The organism is Sphingobacterium prati, assembly GCF_013167215.1.
Lineage (GTDB): Bacteria > Bacteroidota > Bacteroidia > Sphingobacteriales > Sphingobacteriaceae > Sphingobacterium > Sphingobacterium prati.
The window spans coordinates 158,382-174,265 of sequence record NZ_JABJWY010000032.1; the positions used below are offsets into that span (position 1 = coordinate 158,382).

A 15,884-nucleotide genomic window follows, 5' to 3' on the forward strand; every position below is an offset into this window, starting at 1 on the left:
ATGGACAATAATACTGGACAAAAGAAAGGTATTAAAACTATATTGATCCTGGCAGTAATTCTCTTATTGCCAGGATTTTTATATTTTATACTAAATAAAAGCGGTTCGAATAGTTATGCTTCACTGCCGATTCTAGGTAAGAAGGAAGTGCCGGGGACAACCCATCGGAAGTGGGGACGTGATATTCCAGATACAATCTATCATACAGTTCCGCCCGTTGATTTCGTTAATTATGACGGCAAGCATGTACGCCTATTGGACAGTGATACGACGCTATCTGTGGTACATTTGATGTATTCAAGAGACGCTTCATTGTCGCGAACAATGGTGAAAAAGCTAGACCAGATAGCCAATCGATTTATTCATAACAAAAAGGTAAAACTGTATTCGATCACAGTAGACACAAGTTATGATACACCCGAAGTATTGGCGAAATATGTCAAAGTTTACAAACCCTGGACTAAATCTTGGTTTTTTGTGACAGATCCTACTGTGGATATCTTTAAATTTGCCAAAGAGAGCCTATTACAGGATGCATTAGTCAACAATGATAATAACAAGCCATTCATTATTGGTTCAAATTATCTTTTACTTGATACAAAAGGACGGATTAGAGGGATGTATGACATTAATGTAAAAACAGACGTAGACCGTCTTGAAGATGAAATTAAGCTATTGTTGGTGGAGGAAATTCGGAACCATCCGGCTACCATAGAACAAAACAGGTAATTATTATTATGGAAGAGAGTCTTATTAAGGAGAAAAAGTATAGCAAGTGGATCTGGCTTCTGTCTATTGTGATTCCAATAATTGTAGCTATCCTATTTACCGTCAATTTACAAAAGCTGGGTTATGATGTAAAGCCCTTGACGTTTTTGCCGCCTATTTACGCTACAATTAATGGTATCACTGCAGTACTGTTGGTTTGGGCTGTCGCAGCAATAAAGAAGGGAAATAAAACATTGCATGAACGTTTGATTAAATATTGTATTGCTTGTTCCCTGGCTTTTTTGGCGCTGTATGTGGCTTATCACATGACATCGATCGAAACGAAATATGGAGGGGAAGGTATTTTAAGGCCAATCTATTTTTTTATATTGATCACACATATCCTCTTATCTATCATTATAATCCCATTTGTGCTGTTTACTTTTGTGCGGGGTATTTCGGGGTCTTATGAACGGCATAAGAAGTTGGCTCGGATTACCTATCCGATGTGGCTGTATGTTGCAGTGACAGGCGTCATTGTCTATTTGATGATTTCACCTTATTATATAGGTTAATTTAATAAAGGAGAGTGCTTATGAAACGTATTTGGATATATCAAGCTGATCGCATCCTCACGGTTGAGGAGGGGCAACAAATCGAAGTTGAACTATCGGCTTTTGCTGAGCAGTGGAAAGTGCATGGTAAGCCCTTGTCTGCCTCTGCTGAACTGCGCGACAACCTTTTTATTATTCTAAAGGTTGATGAGGCTATCGCGGCGGCATCCGGTTGCTCTGTAGATAGTTCGGTTCGCTTCCTAAAGGGAATAGAGGAAAGGTATCATGTTCAGCTCTTCGATCGTATGCAGTTTGCGTATAAATCAACGAATGGTGTAGCTGTAGCGAATCGTGCAATCTTTGAAAAGCTTTTGGCTACCGGTGAAATAGATGACAATACGCTTGTGTTTGATAATACGATCACTTACGATCATCAGCTGGATAGTGCTTGGATTGTTCCTTTTAAGGAAAGCTGGCATAAGAGATTATTCGCATAGTGAAAAATATCATTTATAAAAAGAGCGCCATTGCTAAAATGGCGCTCTTTTTATAAATGTAGTGCTATATTCTTAAACGAATGGAAGGCCTTATCAATCCCACTATTCAGGAATGGTATAATGATGCATATACTTTGCTATTGCATTTGCTCTTCTATTGACATAAGCAGATGGATTGCGTGCGTCCCATGCACGCGGATTTGGTAAGATCGCAATGATCAGCGCAGCCTGTTTTTTGGAAAGATTGCTTCCTGTTTTGCTAAAGTAATATTCTGCAGCAGCGTCAGCACCATATACGCCTCGTCCCATTTCAATAACATTAAGATAAACCTCGAGGATGCGTTTTTTACTCCAGAAGGTTTCGATTAGAACGGTAAAGTAGGTTTCAAAACCTTTTCTTAGCCAGGAGCGCCCCGGCCATAGAAAGACGTTTTTGGCAACCTGTTGACTAATTGTACTTCCACCGCGCAATTTTTTACCTTGTGAATTTTTCTTTATGGCATTTTGAATGCCTTTCAGGTCAAATCCCCAGTGTGTCATGAAATGAGCATCTTCCCCTGCAATCGCTGCTAGCTTTAGATTATCCGAAAGCTCATCATAACTCAACCAGTTTTTTTCTAGTTTAAATCCCTTTCCTTGTTCCTTGAGTTCAAAACCACGTTGAATCATGAGCCAGGTAATAGGCGGGTTAATAAAGCGTAAGCTAATTACCCAAAAAAAACTGATACCAATAAAATAGAGGAGGACTCTGCTTATGATGCGTAGAATGGGTGATTTGATAGACTTCAACGGATTGAAGGAAACTTTTTTAAAGGTATTTTTTTGCTTGCTGGCAGTATTTTGCTTACCAGATCTTTTGATGGCCATGACTAATTTTTTTCGGATACAAACTTAGCGTATATTCTTGTTTAATGGAAATGATTTTATCGAGAAGTTGAGGGGATTGTTTGCCAAAGCGACGATATTATCCTATTTTTACGCTTCACAAATTTGATTTTAGAAGTTGGCAAAAGAAAAGAAAGTAACTCCGTTGATGCAACAGTATAATGCAATCAAGATTAAGTATCCTGGTGCGTTATTGTTGTTCCGTGTTGGCGATTTTTACGAGACATTTGGTGAGGATGCGATCAAGGCGGCTCAAATTTTGGGTATTGTTTTGACAAAGCGAGGGAATGGTTCGGAATCCGAAACGGCATTGGCAGGTTTTCCGCATCACTCCTTGGAGACTTACCTCCCAAAATTAGTGCGTGCAGGTCAACGGGTAGCAATCTGTGATCAGTTGGAGGATCCCAAAACGACAAAAACGATCGTTAAACGTGGCGTCACGGAATTGGTTACTCCTGGAGTCTCTTACAATGATAACATTGTTCAACAGAAATCGAATAATTATCTAGCCTCGATTTTTACAGATAAAGACAAGATCGGTCTCGCTTTTCTGGATATTTCAACAGGCGAATTTTTGGTCGCACAAGGAAGTACATCCTATATTGATAAATTGCTTCAGGGATTTAAACCGACTGAAATCATTTTACCAAAAAAACAAAGCAAGGATTTTATCGAGCAGTTCGGAGCACACTATTATACTTATTTTTTGGATGAGTGGCCCTATACTGGTGACTATGCGACCGAGGCTTTGTTAAAGCACTTTGAAGTTGCATCGTTGAAAGGCTTTGGCGTGGAGCGGATGTCAGCAGGCATCGTTGCGGCGGGGGTTGCCCTGCATTACCTCAATGAGACGGAACATCGCAACCTACAACATATATCGACGCTTTCCCGTATTGAAGAAGACCGGTTTATGTGGCTGGACCGATTTACGATCCGCAATCTGGAACTGATCGGATCCATGAACGAAAATGCAGTTACACTTTCAGATGTCCTCGATCATACAGCCAGTCCAATGGGCGCGCGATTATTAAAGCGATGGATCGTCATGCCATTGAAAGATAAAAAGGGTATCCAGGAACGTTTGGACGTGGTGGATTTCTTTTTTAGCAACCGTGAACTGCGGGACGAACTTATCGGTCAGATCAAACAAGTTGGTGACCTGGAACGGCTGATATCAAAGATCGGACTTCAAAAGGCCAATCCAAGAGAGATCGTTCAATTGAAACGTGCTTTACATGCCATTGAAAAGCTCAAGGAACTGACTGACCGTAAGGACGCGCAATCGCTGGCCCTGATATCCGATCAATTGGATGCCTGTGCCGCCATTCGAGAACGAATAGAGCAACAAATACAGGCTGAGCCGCCTGTCGCCATTAATAAGGGCAACGTCATTGCTGCGGGAGTTGATGCTGAATTGGATCGCCTGCGTAAGATTTCTTTTGGTGGTAAAGATTATTTGTTGGAAATTCAGAAAAGGGAAGCTGAACTGACGGGTATCCCGTCCCTAAAGATCGCCTTCAACAATGTATTTGGTTACTATCTTGAAGTAACGAATACACATAAGGACAAGGTTCCAACGGAGTGGATCCGAAAGCAAACCTTGGTCAATGCGGAACGATATATCACAGAGGAACTGAAAGAATATGAGGAGCAGATTCTTGGAGCCGAAGAAAAAATCCAGGCATTGGAAAATAGACTCTATGCTGAACTATTGGTTGCTATTGCAGAATATATCAAACCGATTCAACTGAATGCACAGCTTATTGCCAAGCTGGACGTGCTACTTAATTTTGCCATTGTCGCAGAGAAGAACTATTACGTCAAACCAGAGGTGAGTGACAGTAAGATTTTAGATATAAAAGGTGGACGGCATCCAGTTATCGAAAAAAATCTGCCGATAGGTGAAGATTATATTACCAACGATACTTATCTGGATCCGAAAGCACAGCAGATTATTATTATTACCGGTCCGAATATGGCCGGTAAATCGGCCTTGCTCCGTCAGACAGGATTGATTGTCTTGATGGCGCAGATCGGCTGCTTCGTTCCAGCTAAAGAAGCTAAGATTGGTTTGGTCGATAAAATATTCACACGGGTAGGGGCTTCGGATAATTTGTCCTCCGGGGAGTCTACATTTATGGTGGAGATGAATGAAACCGCAAGTATCATGAATAATCTCTCAGATAGAAGCCTGATTCTTTTGGATGAAATTGGGCGTGGTACGAGTACTTATGATGGAATTTCGATCGCCTGGGCAATAGCGGAATATTTACATAATCATCCTGCTGCCAAAGCAAAAACGCTCTTTGCGACTCACTATCATGAATTGAATGAATTGTCAACCTCTCTTGAACGCATAAAAAATTATAATGTGACGGTAAAGGAGGTCAATAACAAAGTGATTTTTTTGCGGAAACTGGTGCCTGGAGGATCAGAGCATAGTTTTGGGATCCATGTCGCCAAGCTTGCCGGAATGCCTCCAAAGCTATTGAACCGTGCCAATCAAATTTTAAAACGGTTGGAGCAGGAACGTACGGGAGGGGAGCAGATTAAAGATAGTATGCGTAAGATTCAAAAACAAGCTTATCAACTGCAAATGTTTTCCATTGATGATCCGGTTTTGAATAAAATCCGCGACATGTTGAATAACCTCGATGTCAACTCGCTGACACCTGTAGAGGCTTTGATGAAATTGGATGAAATTCAGCGTTTGCTAAAAAATTAAATAAGCATGACAGGAGGCCGTTCCCGCCGATGCGGGCCTCATAATAGATAAGCACGGGCTCTTGTCGCTTGGTCGTTCACATAACATCATCGGAGAAAAAACAGACATCCGATGACAAGTGGTGATCAATGGTTTTAAAATCTGAAGAACAGTGCTGCAGTTCCGTAATTTGCTTGTATCGGTGTAAGGACCCTGCTGCTTGCATCATAGGGTGCATAGTGGTAACCCACTTCAATACCCACATATTTCTTATTTCTCATTTGAAAAAGAGAGGCAAAGCCTAAACCTAAATGAACATTGTTAATGGTGACCATGCGATCGTTGTAACCACCCTCATAGTAGTAGCCATCTGGGTCGTAATATCCATCTGAATAGACGCTTTCGGTAATTCCTGTATCTGTAATATCTATCCCTATGATTCCTTTGGGAATCAGAATGCATTTCTCGCTATCAAAAATTTTATATCCTACAGCACCGCCTATAAATCCGGTTGTGGAAGAGTTGACGGTGACATTAGACCCTTCATAATTGTAATCAATATTTTTATCGTTTGAATTGATACGGATATTGATACCGCCCTCAAATATGAATTTGCGTTCCAATGAACTCATTAACTTAAATCCAAACATGAAATTTGTTCCAAAAACTTTATTTGTGCCTCCCAAGGGGCTCATTACACCGATGAGAGGAACATAACCCAGTTTGGATTTGCTTCGGTTTCCGTGCGTTTGTGGATGACTAATCGGGCGTTCGAGATTTTGGGGTGCAGGTTCATCTTCAGGACTGCCGCTGTCAGAGAATAAATGAAGAATGTCTCTTTCACGATCATTGAGATCGTAATTGGTTGAGGAGAGTAGCGCCAGCGCTCTTATCTTGATTAAATTGTCCAAGGGGTGCCGCAAGGGGTAGAAATTGTATTTCGCTCTATTTTTTTCGTATTGTTGAGCGAAGTCGTCCCGGTCAGCCGCATCAAAACGTTGAAGTAATGTCTTGTCCAATTGATTATCGATATAGTGCTGGATTTCTGTACCACTGTTCTTTTTGTCGATAATGAGCAAAAGAATGTGTAGGCGTTGGCCAAATTCCGTTATACCACAGCTGGCCTGTAAGGTCTTTAACAAGGGGTCAATCTTATCAAACTCATTGCTGTTCAAGGCAGTCGTTATCAAAGGAAGGATCGCTGCTGTGTGTTTTTCACATGTTTCTTGTGCCTGGATTTTTTCTGGGGCGAGAAAGCAAATGAAAGCAAATATTGCAAAAGTGAACGCACGGATTATCATGGCTTATGGATTTATAACGACTAAATTAATAAATAAATTGAATGATGTCTTTGTTATTTGGGGCAAACATCCCAAAAGTTTTATCTTTGGTCTATGGCTTCGATATTTCGATTTAAACAATTTGAAGTTGATCAATCTGATTGTGCAATGAAGATCAATACAGATGGAGTACTGTTGGCTTCCTTGATCGATATGCATGATGCGAAACGGATTTTGGATGTCGGTACGGGAACAGGTGTGATTGCGCTCATGTTGGCTCAACGCATGGGTGATAGTCAGGTAGATGCTGTGGAGATAGATAAACTCGCGGCAGCGATGGCCCATAGAAATTTTAACAATTCGATTTTTCGGGATCGTCTCGTGTTACATGCTACTGCTTTTCAACATCTACAAATCACACATCATTATGATCTGATTGTCTCCAATCCTCCTTTTTACACAGATTCGTTGCATAATCCGGATGCCCGGAAGAAATTAGCCCGGCATACCGATCTGAATTTTTTTGGTGAATTATTACAGTTTGGATCTTCGCACCTAAGTCCTCAGGGGAAAATTGTTTTGATTCTTCCTACACAGCTGGCAGAAACAGTCGCGGCACTGGCTATCGAATATCGTTTGTACTGTAGTGCTGAAATTCAAATAAGTTCTTTCGATGGGGATCCTGTTATCCGAAAGATCGTTACTTTTGGGCGTATGCCGACTACAACGATTGATGAGCGTGTATTTGTGATCTACAAATCCAAAGGCATGTACTCTGATTCCTACAAACAGGCTTTAGCACCTTATTTTTTAGCTTTTTAGACGATGACAAAAATTGGACTTCTTTCGGATACACATTCCTATTTAGATGAATCTGTATTCAAGTACTTTGCTGATTGCGATGAAATTTGGCACGCTGGGGATTTTGGTGACGCTGATGTTGCTGACCAATTGGAAGCTTTTAAGCCCTTGCGTGGGGTATACGGAAATATAGATGGACAGGATCTGCGGCTACGTTTTCCCGAAAATTTGAGATTTACCTGTGAGGAAGTGGAGGTCTTTATGACCCATATCGGAGGTTACCCTGGTAAGTATGCGCCGCGAATAAAAACAGAATTAACAGTGAATCCACCAAAATTGTTTATCACAGGGCACTCTCATATCCTCAAGGTGGTTTTTGATCCGAAAATCCGTTGCCTTCATCTCAATCCCGGAGCGGCGGGGAAACATGGCTGGCATAAAGTAAGAACACTCATGCGTTTTGAGATCAATAAAGACAAAATTGAAAACCTAGAAGTTATCGAACTCAAAGGACGCTAGCATTGCGTAGAAAGACTAAGCTTTCATGATGGATAAACGGAGTACACTTTGTGTAAGCGCAAATAGATCATGTGGCGTATCTGGCTCCAAGGCAACCAACATTCCCTTGGTTAAGTTGATTTTGCTACCATTCACTCCAAAATCGATACTACCCTCTATAATCTCTACAATAATTGAGGTGGAGGTTTTGTGTTCCTTCAGATATTGCCCTTTGGCAAAAGCCAGGCGATACTCTTTGCTGTTCCCTGTTTCCAGTAAAAGATCCATCTTGGGATGTTTTTCATGGTAGGTGATATTTTGAAAAATAGATGCTGTTTGCATAATCAATTTATGTTTTAGGGTTTAGTCTTCTTGGACAGCTCTTGTAGGTACTGCTGTAGGATTGTTGCGTGACTATGTATTTTGTCTTTTGTCGCATATAGTAATGTAATAACGGCTTGTTGTCTGTGTGCTTTCAACCAGTTTTTTCCGAGGTCCTGCTGTTCGAGTTCTTCTTTATATTTTTTTGAAAATTGATTCCATAGATCTGGGTTGTGATGAAACCAAACACGGAGCGCTGTAGAGGGGGCGAGATCTTTATTCCATTCCGACAGGTCGGCTTTTTCTTTGGTCATGCCACGGGGCCAAAGTCTATCAACAAGCATACGGTAACCATCATCGGATGTAGGGGGATCGTAAATTCTTTTTGTAACGATTTTCATTTGCTTGCTTTTTAAAAACTACTTTATCGTAATCAATGATGTACAGTGATCTAAATAGGTGATTTTACGCGAAAAGCAATATCTTTTATTTTACGCGTTTTATGTATTATCATCAAACTTCTCCGAAAGTGTATTGAGGAGCCTAGCGGAGAGCATGTTATATTGATTTTTATAAAGAATCGCGTACCTCTAACAAGAAGCTTTTTAATCGTTCTAAGGAATCCACAACACGTTGGTTTTCTTTAGCTTCGGATTTGTTGTCGCGGAGATAGTCTCTCGCTCCTTGTAATGTATAACCTTTTTCTTTTACCAGGTTGAAGATAATTTTGAGGTTTGCGATATCTTCTTGTGTAAAGAGGCGGTTTCCCTTTTTATTTTTCTTGGGTTGAAGAATATCAAACTCACGCTCATAAAAACGTATTTGGGACGCATTTACATCAAACATCTCTGTAACTTCTCCCATTGTATAATACAATTTATTTATTTCACGCTCTTTGTACGGCATATCTTCGTAATTAATCTATAGCAAACTTAATAAAAATTCCAATTCAAAAAGAAATTTTGCCCGCTCTTATTTTAGGCTGGTAGGAAATAAAACAATGAAATTGAGCGAATAATACAGAATTATGGCCTGACGAGTTTTAACGTTGAACAAATTCTTACATTGCGGGCTTTAAGGTTTATATCCGCTCGGCATATGGTTGTATCTGTGGTATGATGCGCTATTAAACGCGATGGTCAGCATTGTAAATCAGGGTTAAAATAGCTAAGTTTGATTAGTGTTGAAACTTATTGACCGATTAAATGATTATAGTTAGTAAATTTTGGACAAATTTATTTTCCTTTGGTAGAGCCAATGCAGTCACGATTTTTCCCATTATATTTCTTAAATATGGATTTTTTCGAGCTAATGAGCAGCTAATCCGCCATGAGCGCATTCATTTGCGGCAGGCTTTGGAATTGGGTATTGTATTTTTTTATCTGTGGTATTTAGGTGAATTTGTGGTTCGTTTTGCTCGTTTTCGGGATTTTGACCGGGCTTATCGAAATATTTCTTTTGAACGTGAAGCATACCGTCATGAACATGATCCCGGCTACTTATCAAGAAGAAAGGTCTGGACATTTTGGAATCATTTATAAATGATTCGGCTTGAAATTTTGCTTATAAATAAAAACAGCTCTTAAAACATTTTAAGAGCTGTTTTTATTTATATTTTTTCCGTTTATCCGACCAATTTCAGATAAGTCGCTACTTTGTTTTTTAATTGTCTCCGGTCAACGATAAAGTCCAAAAATCCATGCTCAAGTACAAACTCAGATGTTTGAAATCCTTTTGGAAGATCTTTTTTGATCGTTTCTTTGATAACACGGGGACCGGCAAATCCGATCAACGCACCGGGCTCAGCTATGTTTACATCTCCTAGCATGGCATAAGATGCTGTAACCCCACCTGTGGTTGGGTCAGTCAATAGACAGACATAAGGAAGCTTTGCCTGCGCCAGTAAAGCTAATTTAGCAGAAGTTTTTGCCATTTGCATCAAAGAAAAAGCGGCTTCCATCATACGTGCGCCACCTGACTTTGAAATCAGCATAAATGGAATTCTATGTTCTAGGCAGTAGTCAATGGAACGTGCGATTTTTTCGCCAACGACGGAACCCATTGATCCTCCGATAAAGCTAAAGTCCATACAGGCAATCACAATGTCTTGGCCATTCATTTTGCCGTGACCAGAGCGTATTGCATCTTTAAGGCCTGTTTTAGCTTGACTTTCTTTTAAGCGTTCTGGATATGGTTTTGAATCAAAAAATTCCAGAGGATCGCCAGAATTTAGATTAGGGAATAGTTCGGTAAATTCGTTATTGTCAAATAAAATTGAAAAATATTCCTTGGAGCCAATTCTTAAATGATGGCCACAATATTGACAAACGTAGTCGTTTTCTACTTGTTCAAGATGCAACAGCGGTTTTTTACAAGTGGGACACTTGTTCCACATGCCATCTGGTGCTTCTTTTTTATTAGCGGTAGCTGTGCTAATACCAGCTTTTTCTCTTTTAAACCAACTCATACGATAGTTCTTATTCGACTACAAACTTAGATAAAAATGCTTTTATATACAATTATAATTGTGTTGAATGTAAATGGCCGTAAATCAGCTACTTTCGTCGTAAGGATTGCCTGTAAATAAATTGAGGAGGGATAAGAAGTCCGATTCAAGCGCGTATTGTTTTGCAGAATTGGACGCGCTGATATTGTAGCTTGGTGCTTAACCAAAAATTTGGGCACAAAAAAAGGGTAAGCTACTCCTATCGCACCGCTCAACCAAATACCCTTGCTTTGTTCCCAACCTGGGGGAGTCAATGGGAGCTGGTCGTAGAAGACTTACCCGGCACAAAAGTAGAAAAAAAAATAGTTTTAGGAAAGAAAAAATGTCTTTTTATTATACTGTGCTGATTTTCATGAGAATAAATTGTGTAAATGGCCATCTTGTCAACTGGAAATAATTGTTAAGATGGCCATGAAGTATTTTCTATTGCACTACATCTTTATTGTTGTTGTATTCGCCCAATAATGAATAATAGCCAAAAAGGCCTAAGCCCAGTGAAATGATAGGCGTTAAAATGCAGAGGATGATAATACCAAAGACCAAATCTTCTTGCTGTCCTGTTGAAATTTTGGGTATTGCAAGCTCAAAAATAGAAAAATATGCGGTGTATATAGCCAATATGATCCAGACGATACCGAGTAGCTTTTTTAGATTATTCATGATTTGAAGGAGTTGATTTGTTGTTGATGTATAGACTACCAATAATAAAACAGACAGCAGCAATAATGATAGGATACCCTAGCCCTGCCAGATAAAATTGTGGTGTATTGGATGCTTCCGCATTTGTCGTGAGATATGTGGAAACTGCTGGAAGGAGTCCGCCGAATATACCGTTGCCCACATGGTACGGTAAAGACATAGAGGTGTATCTGATTTTTACAGGAAATAATTCTACCAAAAAAGCAGCAATCGGACCGTACACCATTGTAATATAGATTATCTGAATAAAAATCAGGGCAATCAGCAGTATATAGTTTTTGCCCGTCAAATGCACAGCCGTTTTGACCGTTTCTTTTCCTTTAAGCTCGCCCTCTTGATGCTGGATTTTTGAATAGGTCATTTCTGTCCCATCGGCATACTGGCTTTTTGTGATCGTAATGATGGTGGAATTTTGTTGGGAACTAGGTGCAGTAGTTTCGTTTAGCTTGGTTTTTTGCTGGACATTCGATAGTTGATACATCGCTTCGTAGATCGGGCGATAGGTTAATACTGCAAGGAGCATACCGCCCAACATAATCCACTTGCGGCCAACTTTATCACTAAGCCATCCGAAAACGACAAAAAATGGAGTTCCTAACAATAACGCAATACCTAAAATGGTATCTGCTTGATCCGATTGTAGATGCATGACTGTTTTCATGAAACTCATGGAGTAGAATTGACCGGTATACCAAACGACTCCCTGTCCCATAGCCGCACCAAATAAGGCTAGTAAAACAAATTTGAGGTTATACCGATTTCCGAAACTTTCTTTTAGCGGGTTGGTACTTGTCTTGCCCTCAGCTTTAGCTTTGCTAAACTCAGGCGATTCCTTCATTTTTTTGCGGATAAGATAGGATACGTAAACCATGATTAAAGAGAGTAGGAAAGGAACGCGCCATCCCCAGCTATCAAATTGTGTCTCACTCAGAAAGCTTTTGGTTAAAAGAATCACCACAAGGGAGATAAATAGGCCGAAGGTAGCGGTAGTCTGTATCCAGGATGTCCAATAACCACGTTGTCCCAAAGGAGCGTGCTCGGCGACATAAGTAGCTGCCCCTCCATATTCGCCTCCTAAAGCGAGTCCTTGTAAAAGCCGTAGGATCAGGACGATTAAAGGGGCCCAAAAACCTATACTTTCATAGCTTGGAATACAGCCAATCAAAAAAGTTGCGCCACCCATTAGCATTAGTGTCACCATAAAGGTGTATTTGCGGCCTATGATGTCGCCTAAGCGACCAAAAAATAATGCCCCAAAAGGGCGTACGACAAATCCAGCAGCAAACGTAGCTAAGGTGGATAGAAAAGCGGCAGTGGGATTGTCTGCGGGGAAAAATTTTGTTGAGATTACGATGGAGAGACTTCCAAAAATAAAAAAATCATACCATTCAATGAGTGTGCCCATGGATGAGGCACCGATGACTTTCCAGATGCTCTTTGTACTGTTTTCGTTCATTAATAATCGGTTTAGTGTTATGTTTGCGTAATATAGAATTTGATTTGAATGAATTTATATATTCTTTTCTTGTAATTACTGGATAACTTATTTGGTTACCATTGTAGACTGCCCCTGCGATTTGTATACTTTTCCGGGTAACGAATAGATTAGAGACTGCATTTCCAGTTCCAATAATATTAGCGCCAACTTACTCTGGGGCCATTTGAGTAAATCGATCATTTGATCAAGTGCCAGTTGTCCTGTTGTATGAATGAGATTAAAAAGGTGCTCTTGATCTTTTGTCAAATTCAGGGGAAGTGTTAACTGCTTGTTTGCTTCACTTCGTTTGCTGATTTCCCAATTCATTACATAGTCGAGATCCTCTGCTTTTCTAATCATATGAGCCCGGTTTGTTTTGATTAGATAGTTGGTTCCTTCGCTGCTCTTTTCGTAAATGGATCCGGGAAAGGCACATACATCTCTGTGATAACTATTTGCAATTTCAGCTGTAATCAATGCGCCACCCTTAATTGCCGCTTCTACCACGATAGTAACATCTGCCATTCCGGCGATAATGCGGTTTCGCATTGGAAAATTTACTCGTTCGGGTATAGTCTCAGATGTGAATTCGGTTAATAATCCACCGTTTTCGAGCATTTTTGACGCAAGTTCACGATGGGATGCCGGATATATCCGATCCAACCCATGTGCTAGCACTGCAATGGTTGGTATATTATTCTTTAATGCATTGCGGTGTGCTAAAGCATCAATGCCATAGGCTAGTCCGCTAACGATCAGGAGATCTCGATTTTCATTTAAGTCCTGGATAAAGTCTTCACATAATTTCTGGCCATAATGGGTTGAATGTCTTGTGCCGACAATGCTGATTACCTTTGTTGTGTTGAGTGCTGCGTTTCCCTTGTAATATAACATAAGAGGCGCATCATCGCATTGTTTAAGCCTATCGGGATACTCCTGATCTTCGATCCATAGCGCTTTAATTTGATGTTTGTCGATGAAAGCAAGTTCTTTTTCACAGGCATCCAGGTATGTTTTGTTGCGTATGGCATCAGCAATTGATTCCCGTATCCCAGAGATTTGCATCAGCTCTTTTTTTGAAAAGGAAAAGAAATCTGCTAAGCTGTCACAATGCGCCATGATATTACGGGCTGTTCTAGGGCCAATGCCCTTGATCTTAGTCAAAGCTATGGGATAGATTAGTTTCATAATTGGTACTTTAAATATAGTGAAAATTATAACTTCTTGTATAACTTTTCCTTAGAATAAATAATTTGCTTTAGCAATTTCAGATCGATATTGGGATTTGCTTCACTCTGCAGTGAACTTTGATTAGAAACCATTCTTTTTTAAGATAAAAATTTGGACGACGTATCTGGGAAGAATGTACTGGATTTGGTAGCTTTGTCGGATTAACAATATTTTTTAGCATGGAAATGAAAGAACCGTTTGATATAGAATTGGGGGATATAATTTATTCCGTTTTTCCGGAAGAGGAAGATACCTATGTGATCTTTAAGGATGGAATGGAATATGTGAAGATTATAAAGGATACCGATACCACTTGGCTGAAGCTGAATCCTGAGACCGAATTGCCGATGTTTGGAATGGATGAAGAGGTCAACTTGATCGGGGAGGAGATCAAAAAAGAACTTGGCCAATAAGTCTTGTAAGTTAAAGATCGTTAAAATTATTACGGACTTATTTCCTGTTGGTTATTTTAGGGTAATCAATTATAGATATGGCACGTATTGGTTTCCTATTTTTAATCGCTTTATGCATCTATTTGGCCTTTGATCAGCCGGTTTTTGCCCAACCTATAGACGTTGTTTTGCAGGATACCGTGAAAAAGAAAAACGGAAAAGATACACTTCGATTGGACACGGCTCAGATCATTCGTAAAAACCTTTTGGCCAAAGACATGCTGGACCAAAAAAAAGAAGAATATAAATCTATCTATTTTTGGGGCGATACCAAGAATATGGTCACATTGCCACATCAAGGAGGGATCGCGGTTAACCTTAACAAACTTTATAACAAATTTAGCCGAAAAGGCCGGCATGCGAGAAAGCTCCAACGCAAGTTCGAAAAAGAGTATCAGCAGGATTTAATTCGTGAGGAGTGGTACGTCTTGACTAAAGAATACAGTAAGTTGTCGGGAGATTCGTTGAATAAATTTAGGATATACTATGAGCCTTCTTTAACGTGGCTTTATGATCATGATCGATATGAAAAGATCGCTTATGTACATAAGTGCTTAAAATATTACCTGGATTCTGTAGACATTATCCATAGGCGACTTCAACTGCCTATGGGTAATGCTAAACTTTGATTACATCGGTACGTATACCAAATATTTTGTTTCAAAGAAATCTTCCTTAAAGTAGCCTGAAAGTGGATGTAATTCAGCCTTTAATTTCGACTCTTTAATTTCTTCACTTAAGTCACCGCCTTTCAGATAAAGGATTCCATTAGGAATTCCATTTTTGTCGTTTTTTGCGAATTTATTTCGGATCCAAGGGGCAAACTCTCCAAGTCTGGTGACTGCCCGTGAGATGACAAAATCATATTTGTCGTCCAATTGTTCGGCCCGAATATGATCAGCTTCCACGTTTTTAAGTCCTAACCCAGCTGCAACTTCACGTACGACCTTGATTTTTTTTCCAATAGAGTCCACTAAGTGAAACTTGACTTCTGGAAAGAGGATCGCCATGGGGATGCCCGGAAATCCACCGCCCGTACCGACATCTAAAATCTGTGTTCCCGGAGCGAGCTCCTGAACGAACTTGGCGATACCCAATGAATGTAGTACGTGATGAAGATATAGACTATCAATGTCCTTACGTGAAATTACATTGATCTGGCTATTCCAAAAAGTATAGAGGTCAGCAAGCTTGGCAAACTGTTCCTTTTGTATATCCGTTAATTTCGGAAAATAGGAGTAGATGATATCGACTGTAGGATTCAAAATGTCT

General features: G+C 40.0%; 19 protein-coding genes and 1 other RNA gene. 9 read left to right on the forward strand and 11 right to left on the reverse strand.

What is annotated here, in order from left to right; all coding sequences use genetic code 11:
* Genes HPC41_RS08995 through HPC41_RS09005 form a run of 3 tightly spaced genes read left to right on the forward strand, consistent with a single transcriptional unit; the run spans position 1 to position 1,759 of the window.
* The gene (locus tag HPC41_RS08995; protein WP_172393696.1) at positions 1 to 729 is read left to right on the forward strand and encodes an SCO family protein; all 729 of its coding nucleotides are present in this window, start codon (positions 1 to 3) and stop codon (positions 727 to 729) included.
* An 8-nt stretch (positions 730 to 737) separates the two neighbouring features.
* Complete coding sequence (locus tag HPC41_RS09000) at positions 738 to 1,283, forward strand: DUF420 domain-containing protein (protein ID WP_172393697.1); 546 nt, start codon at positions 738 to 740, stop codon at positions 1,281 to 1,283.
* A gap of 20 nt (positions 1,284 to 1,303) precedes the next feature.
* Positions 1,304 to 1,759 (forward strand): ABC transporter ATPase, encoded by a 456-nt coding sequence (locus tag HPC41_RS09005; protein ID WP_172393698.1) that lies wholly within the window; start codon positions 1,304 to 1,306, stop codon positions 1,757 to 1,759.
* 102 nt (positions 1,760 to 1,861) lie between these two features.
* Here the strand turns inward: HPC41_RS09005 and mtgA are convergent, their stop codons facing one another.
* The gene (gene mtgA, locus HPC41_RS09010; protein ID WP_172393699.1) at positions 1,862 to 2,626 is read right to left on the reverse strand and encodes a monofunctional biosynthetic peptidoglycan transglycosylase; all 765 of its coding nucleotides are present in this window, start codon (positions 2,624 to 2,626) and stop codon (positions 1,862 to 1,864) included.
* A 136-nt stretch (positions 2,627 to 2,762) separates the two neighbouring features.
* Here mtgA and mutS point away from each other — a divergent pair, with 136 nt between their 5' ends.
* Positions 2,763 to 5,369 carry a DNA mismatch repair protein MutS gene (gene mutS, locus HPC41_RS09015; protein ID WP_216660715.1) on the forward strand — a complete coding sequence of 869 codons (2,607 nt, stop codon included), beginning with the start codon at positions 2,763 to 2,765 and terminating at the stop codon, positions 5,367 to 5,369.
* 134 nt (positions 5,370 to 5,503) lie between these two features.
* Here the strand turns inward: mutS and HPC41_RS09020 are convergent, their stop codons facing one another.
* On the reverse strand, positions 5,504 to 6,649 hold the full coding sequence (locus HPC41_RS09020; RefSeq protein ID WP_172393700.1) for a hypothetical protein: 1,146 nt from the start codon (positions 6,647 to 6,649) through the stop codon (positions 5,504 to 5,506).
* 93 nt (positions 6,650 to 6,742) lie between these two features.
* Between HPC41_RS09020 and HPC41_RS09025 the strand changes: the two genes are divergently transcribed.
* Together HPC41_RS09025 and HPC41_RS09030 are read left to right on the forward strand one after the other, a co-directional pair.
* Positions 6,743 to 7,450, forward strand: coding sequence for a tRNA1(Val) (adenine(37)-N6)-methyltransferase (locus HPC41_RS09025; RefSeq protein ID WP_172393701.1), 708 nt, complete (start codon positions 6,743 to 6,745; stop codon positions 7,448 to 7,450).
* 3 nt (positions 7,451 to 7,453) lie between these two features.
* Positions 7,454 to 7,948 carry a metallophosphoesterase family protein gene (locus tag HPC41_RS09030; RefSeq protein WP_172393702.1) on the forward strand — a complete coding sequence of 165 codons (495 nt, stop codon included), beginning with the start codon at positions 7,454 to 7,456 and terminating at the stop codon, positions 7,946 to 7,948.
* Positions 7,949 to 7,963: 15 nt separating this feature from the next.
* Here the strand turns inward: HPC41_RS09030 and HPC41_RS09035 are convergent, their stop codons facing one another.
* The 3 genes from HPC41_RS09035 to HPC41_RS09045 all read right to left on the reverse strand — a co-directional run bounded on the left by HPC41_RS09035 (position 7,964) and on the right by HPC41_RS09045 (position 9,154).
* Positions 7,964 to 8,269 carry a cupin domain-containing protein gene (locus HPC41_RS09035; RefSeq protein ID WP_172393703.1) on the reverse strand — a complete coding sequence of 102 codons (306 nt, stop codon included), beginning with the start codon at positions 8,267 to 8,269 and terminating at the stop codon, positions 7,964 to 7,966.
* 14 nt (positions 8,270 to 8,283) lie between these two features.
* Positions 8,284 to 8,649: a DUF488 domain-containing protein gene (locus tag HPC41_RS09040; protein WP_172393704.1), complete on the reverse strand. Its 366-nt coding sequence runs from the start codon at positions 8,647 to 8,649 to the stop codon at positions 8,284 to 8,286.
* Between the two features lie 169 nt (positions 8,650 to 8,818).
* Positions 8,819 to 9,154: a MerR family transcriptional regulator gene (locus tag HPC41_RS09045; RefSeq protein WP_077437903.1), complete on the reverse strand. Its 336-nt coding sequence runs from the start codon at positions 9,152 to 9,154 to the stop codon at positions 8,819 to 8,821.
* Positions 9,155 to 9,453: 299 nt separating this feature from the next.
* Here HPC41_RS09045 and HPC41_RS09050 point away from each other — a divergent pair, with 299 nt between their 5' ends.
* Positions 9,454 to 9,789, forward strand: coding sequence for a hypothetical protein (locus tag HPC41_RS09050; protein ID WP_172393705.1), 336 nt, complete (start codon positions 9,454 to 9,456; stop codon positions 9,787 to 9,789).
* A gap of 83 nt (positions 9,790 to 9,872) precedes the next feature.
* Here HPC41_RS09050 and accD read toward each other — a convergent pair whose 3' ends face one another.
* From accD to dprA, 5 genes are all read right to left on the reverse strand, one after another.
* The gene (gene accD, locus HPC41_RS09055; RefSeq protein ID WP_172393706.1) at positions 9,873 to 10,715 is read right to left on the reverse strand and encodes an acetyl-CoA carboxylase, carboxyltransferase subunit beta; all 843 of its coding nucleotides are present in this window, start codon (positions 10,713 to 10,715) and stop codon (positions 9,873 to 9,875) included.
* A gap of 222 nt (positions 10,716 to 10,937) precedes the next feature.
* Positions 10,938 to 11,035, reverse strand: an RNA gene (gene ffs / locus HPC41_RS09060) — signal recognition particle sRNA small type.
* 142 nt (positions 11,036 to 11,177) lie between these two features.
* Positions 11,178 to 11,414, reverse strand: a complete 237-nt coding sequence (locus tag HPC41_RS09065; RefSeq protein WP_172393707.1) for a DUF6814 family protein — start codon at positions 11,412 to 11,414, stop codon at positions 11,178 to 11,180.
* Positions 11,407 to 12,909, reverse strand: coding sequence for an MFS transporter (locus HPC41_RS09070; RefSeq protein ID WP_172393708.1), 1,503 nt, complete (start codon positions 12,907 to 12,909; stop codon positions 11,407 to 11,409). Before HPC41_RS09070 ends, HPC41_RS09065 begins: the two co-directional genes overlap by 8 nt.
* Positions 12,910 to 12,996: 87 nt before the next feature.
* On the reverse strand, positions 12,997 to 14,118 hold the full coding sequence (gene dprA / locus HPC41_RS09075) for a DNA-processing protein DprA (RefSeq protein WP_172393709.1): 1,122 nt from the start codon (positions 14,116 to 14,118) through the stop codon (positions 12,997 to 12,999).
* A gap of 221 nt (positions 14,119 to 14,339) precedes the next feature.
* Here dprA and HPC41_RS09080 point away from each other — a divergent pair, with 221 nt between their 5' ends.
* A complete protein-coding gene (locus tag HPC41_RS09080; RefSeq protein ID WP_172393710.1) occupies positions 14,340 to 14,573 on the forward strand; it encodes a hypothetical protein in 234 nt (77 codons plus the stop codon).
* 77 nt (positions 14,574 to 14,650) lie between these two features.
* Positions 14,651 to 15,241, forward strand: coding sequence for a hypothetical protein (locus HPC41_RS09085; RefSeq protein WP_172393711.1), 591 nt, complete (start codon positions 14,651 to 14,653; stop codon positions 15,239 to 15,241).
* On the opposite strand, the gene rsmG is transcribed toward HPC41_RS09085, so the two are convergent.
* Complete coding sequence (gene rsmG / locus HPC41_RS09090) at positions 15,242 to 15,877, reverse strand: 16S rRNA (guanine(527)-N(7))-methyltransferase RsmG (protein ID WP_172393712.1); 636 nt, start codon at positions 15,875 to 15,877, stop codon at positions 15,242 to 15,244.
* Positions 15,878 to 15,884 lie beyond the last annotated feature (7 nt).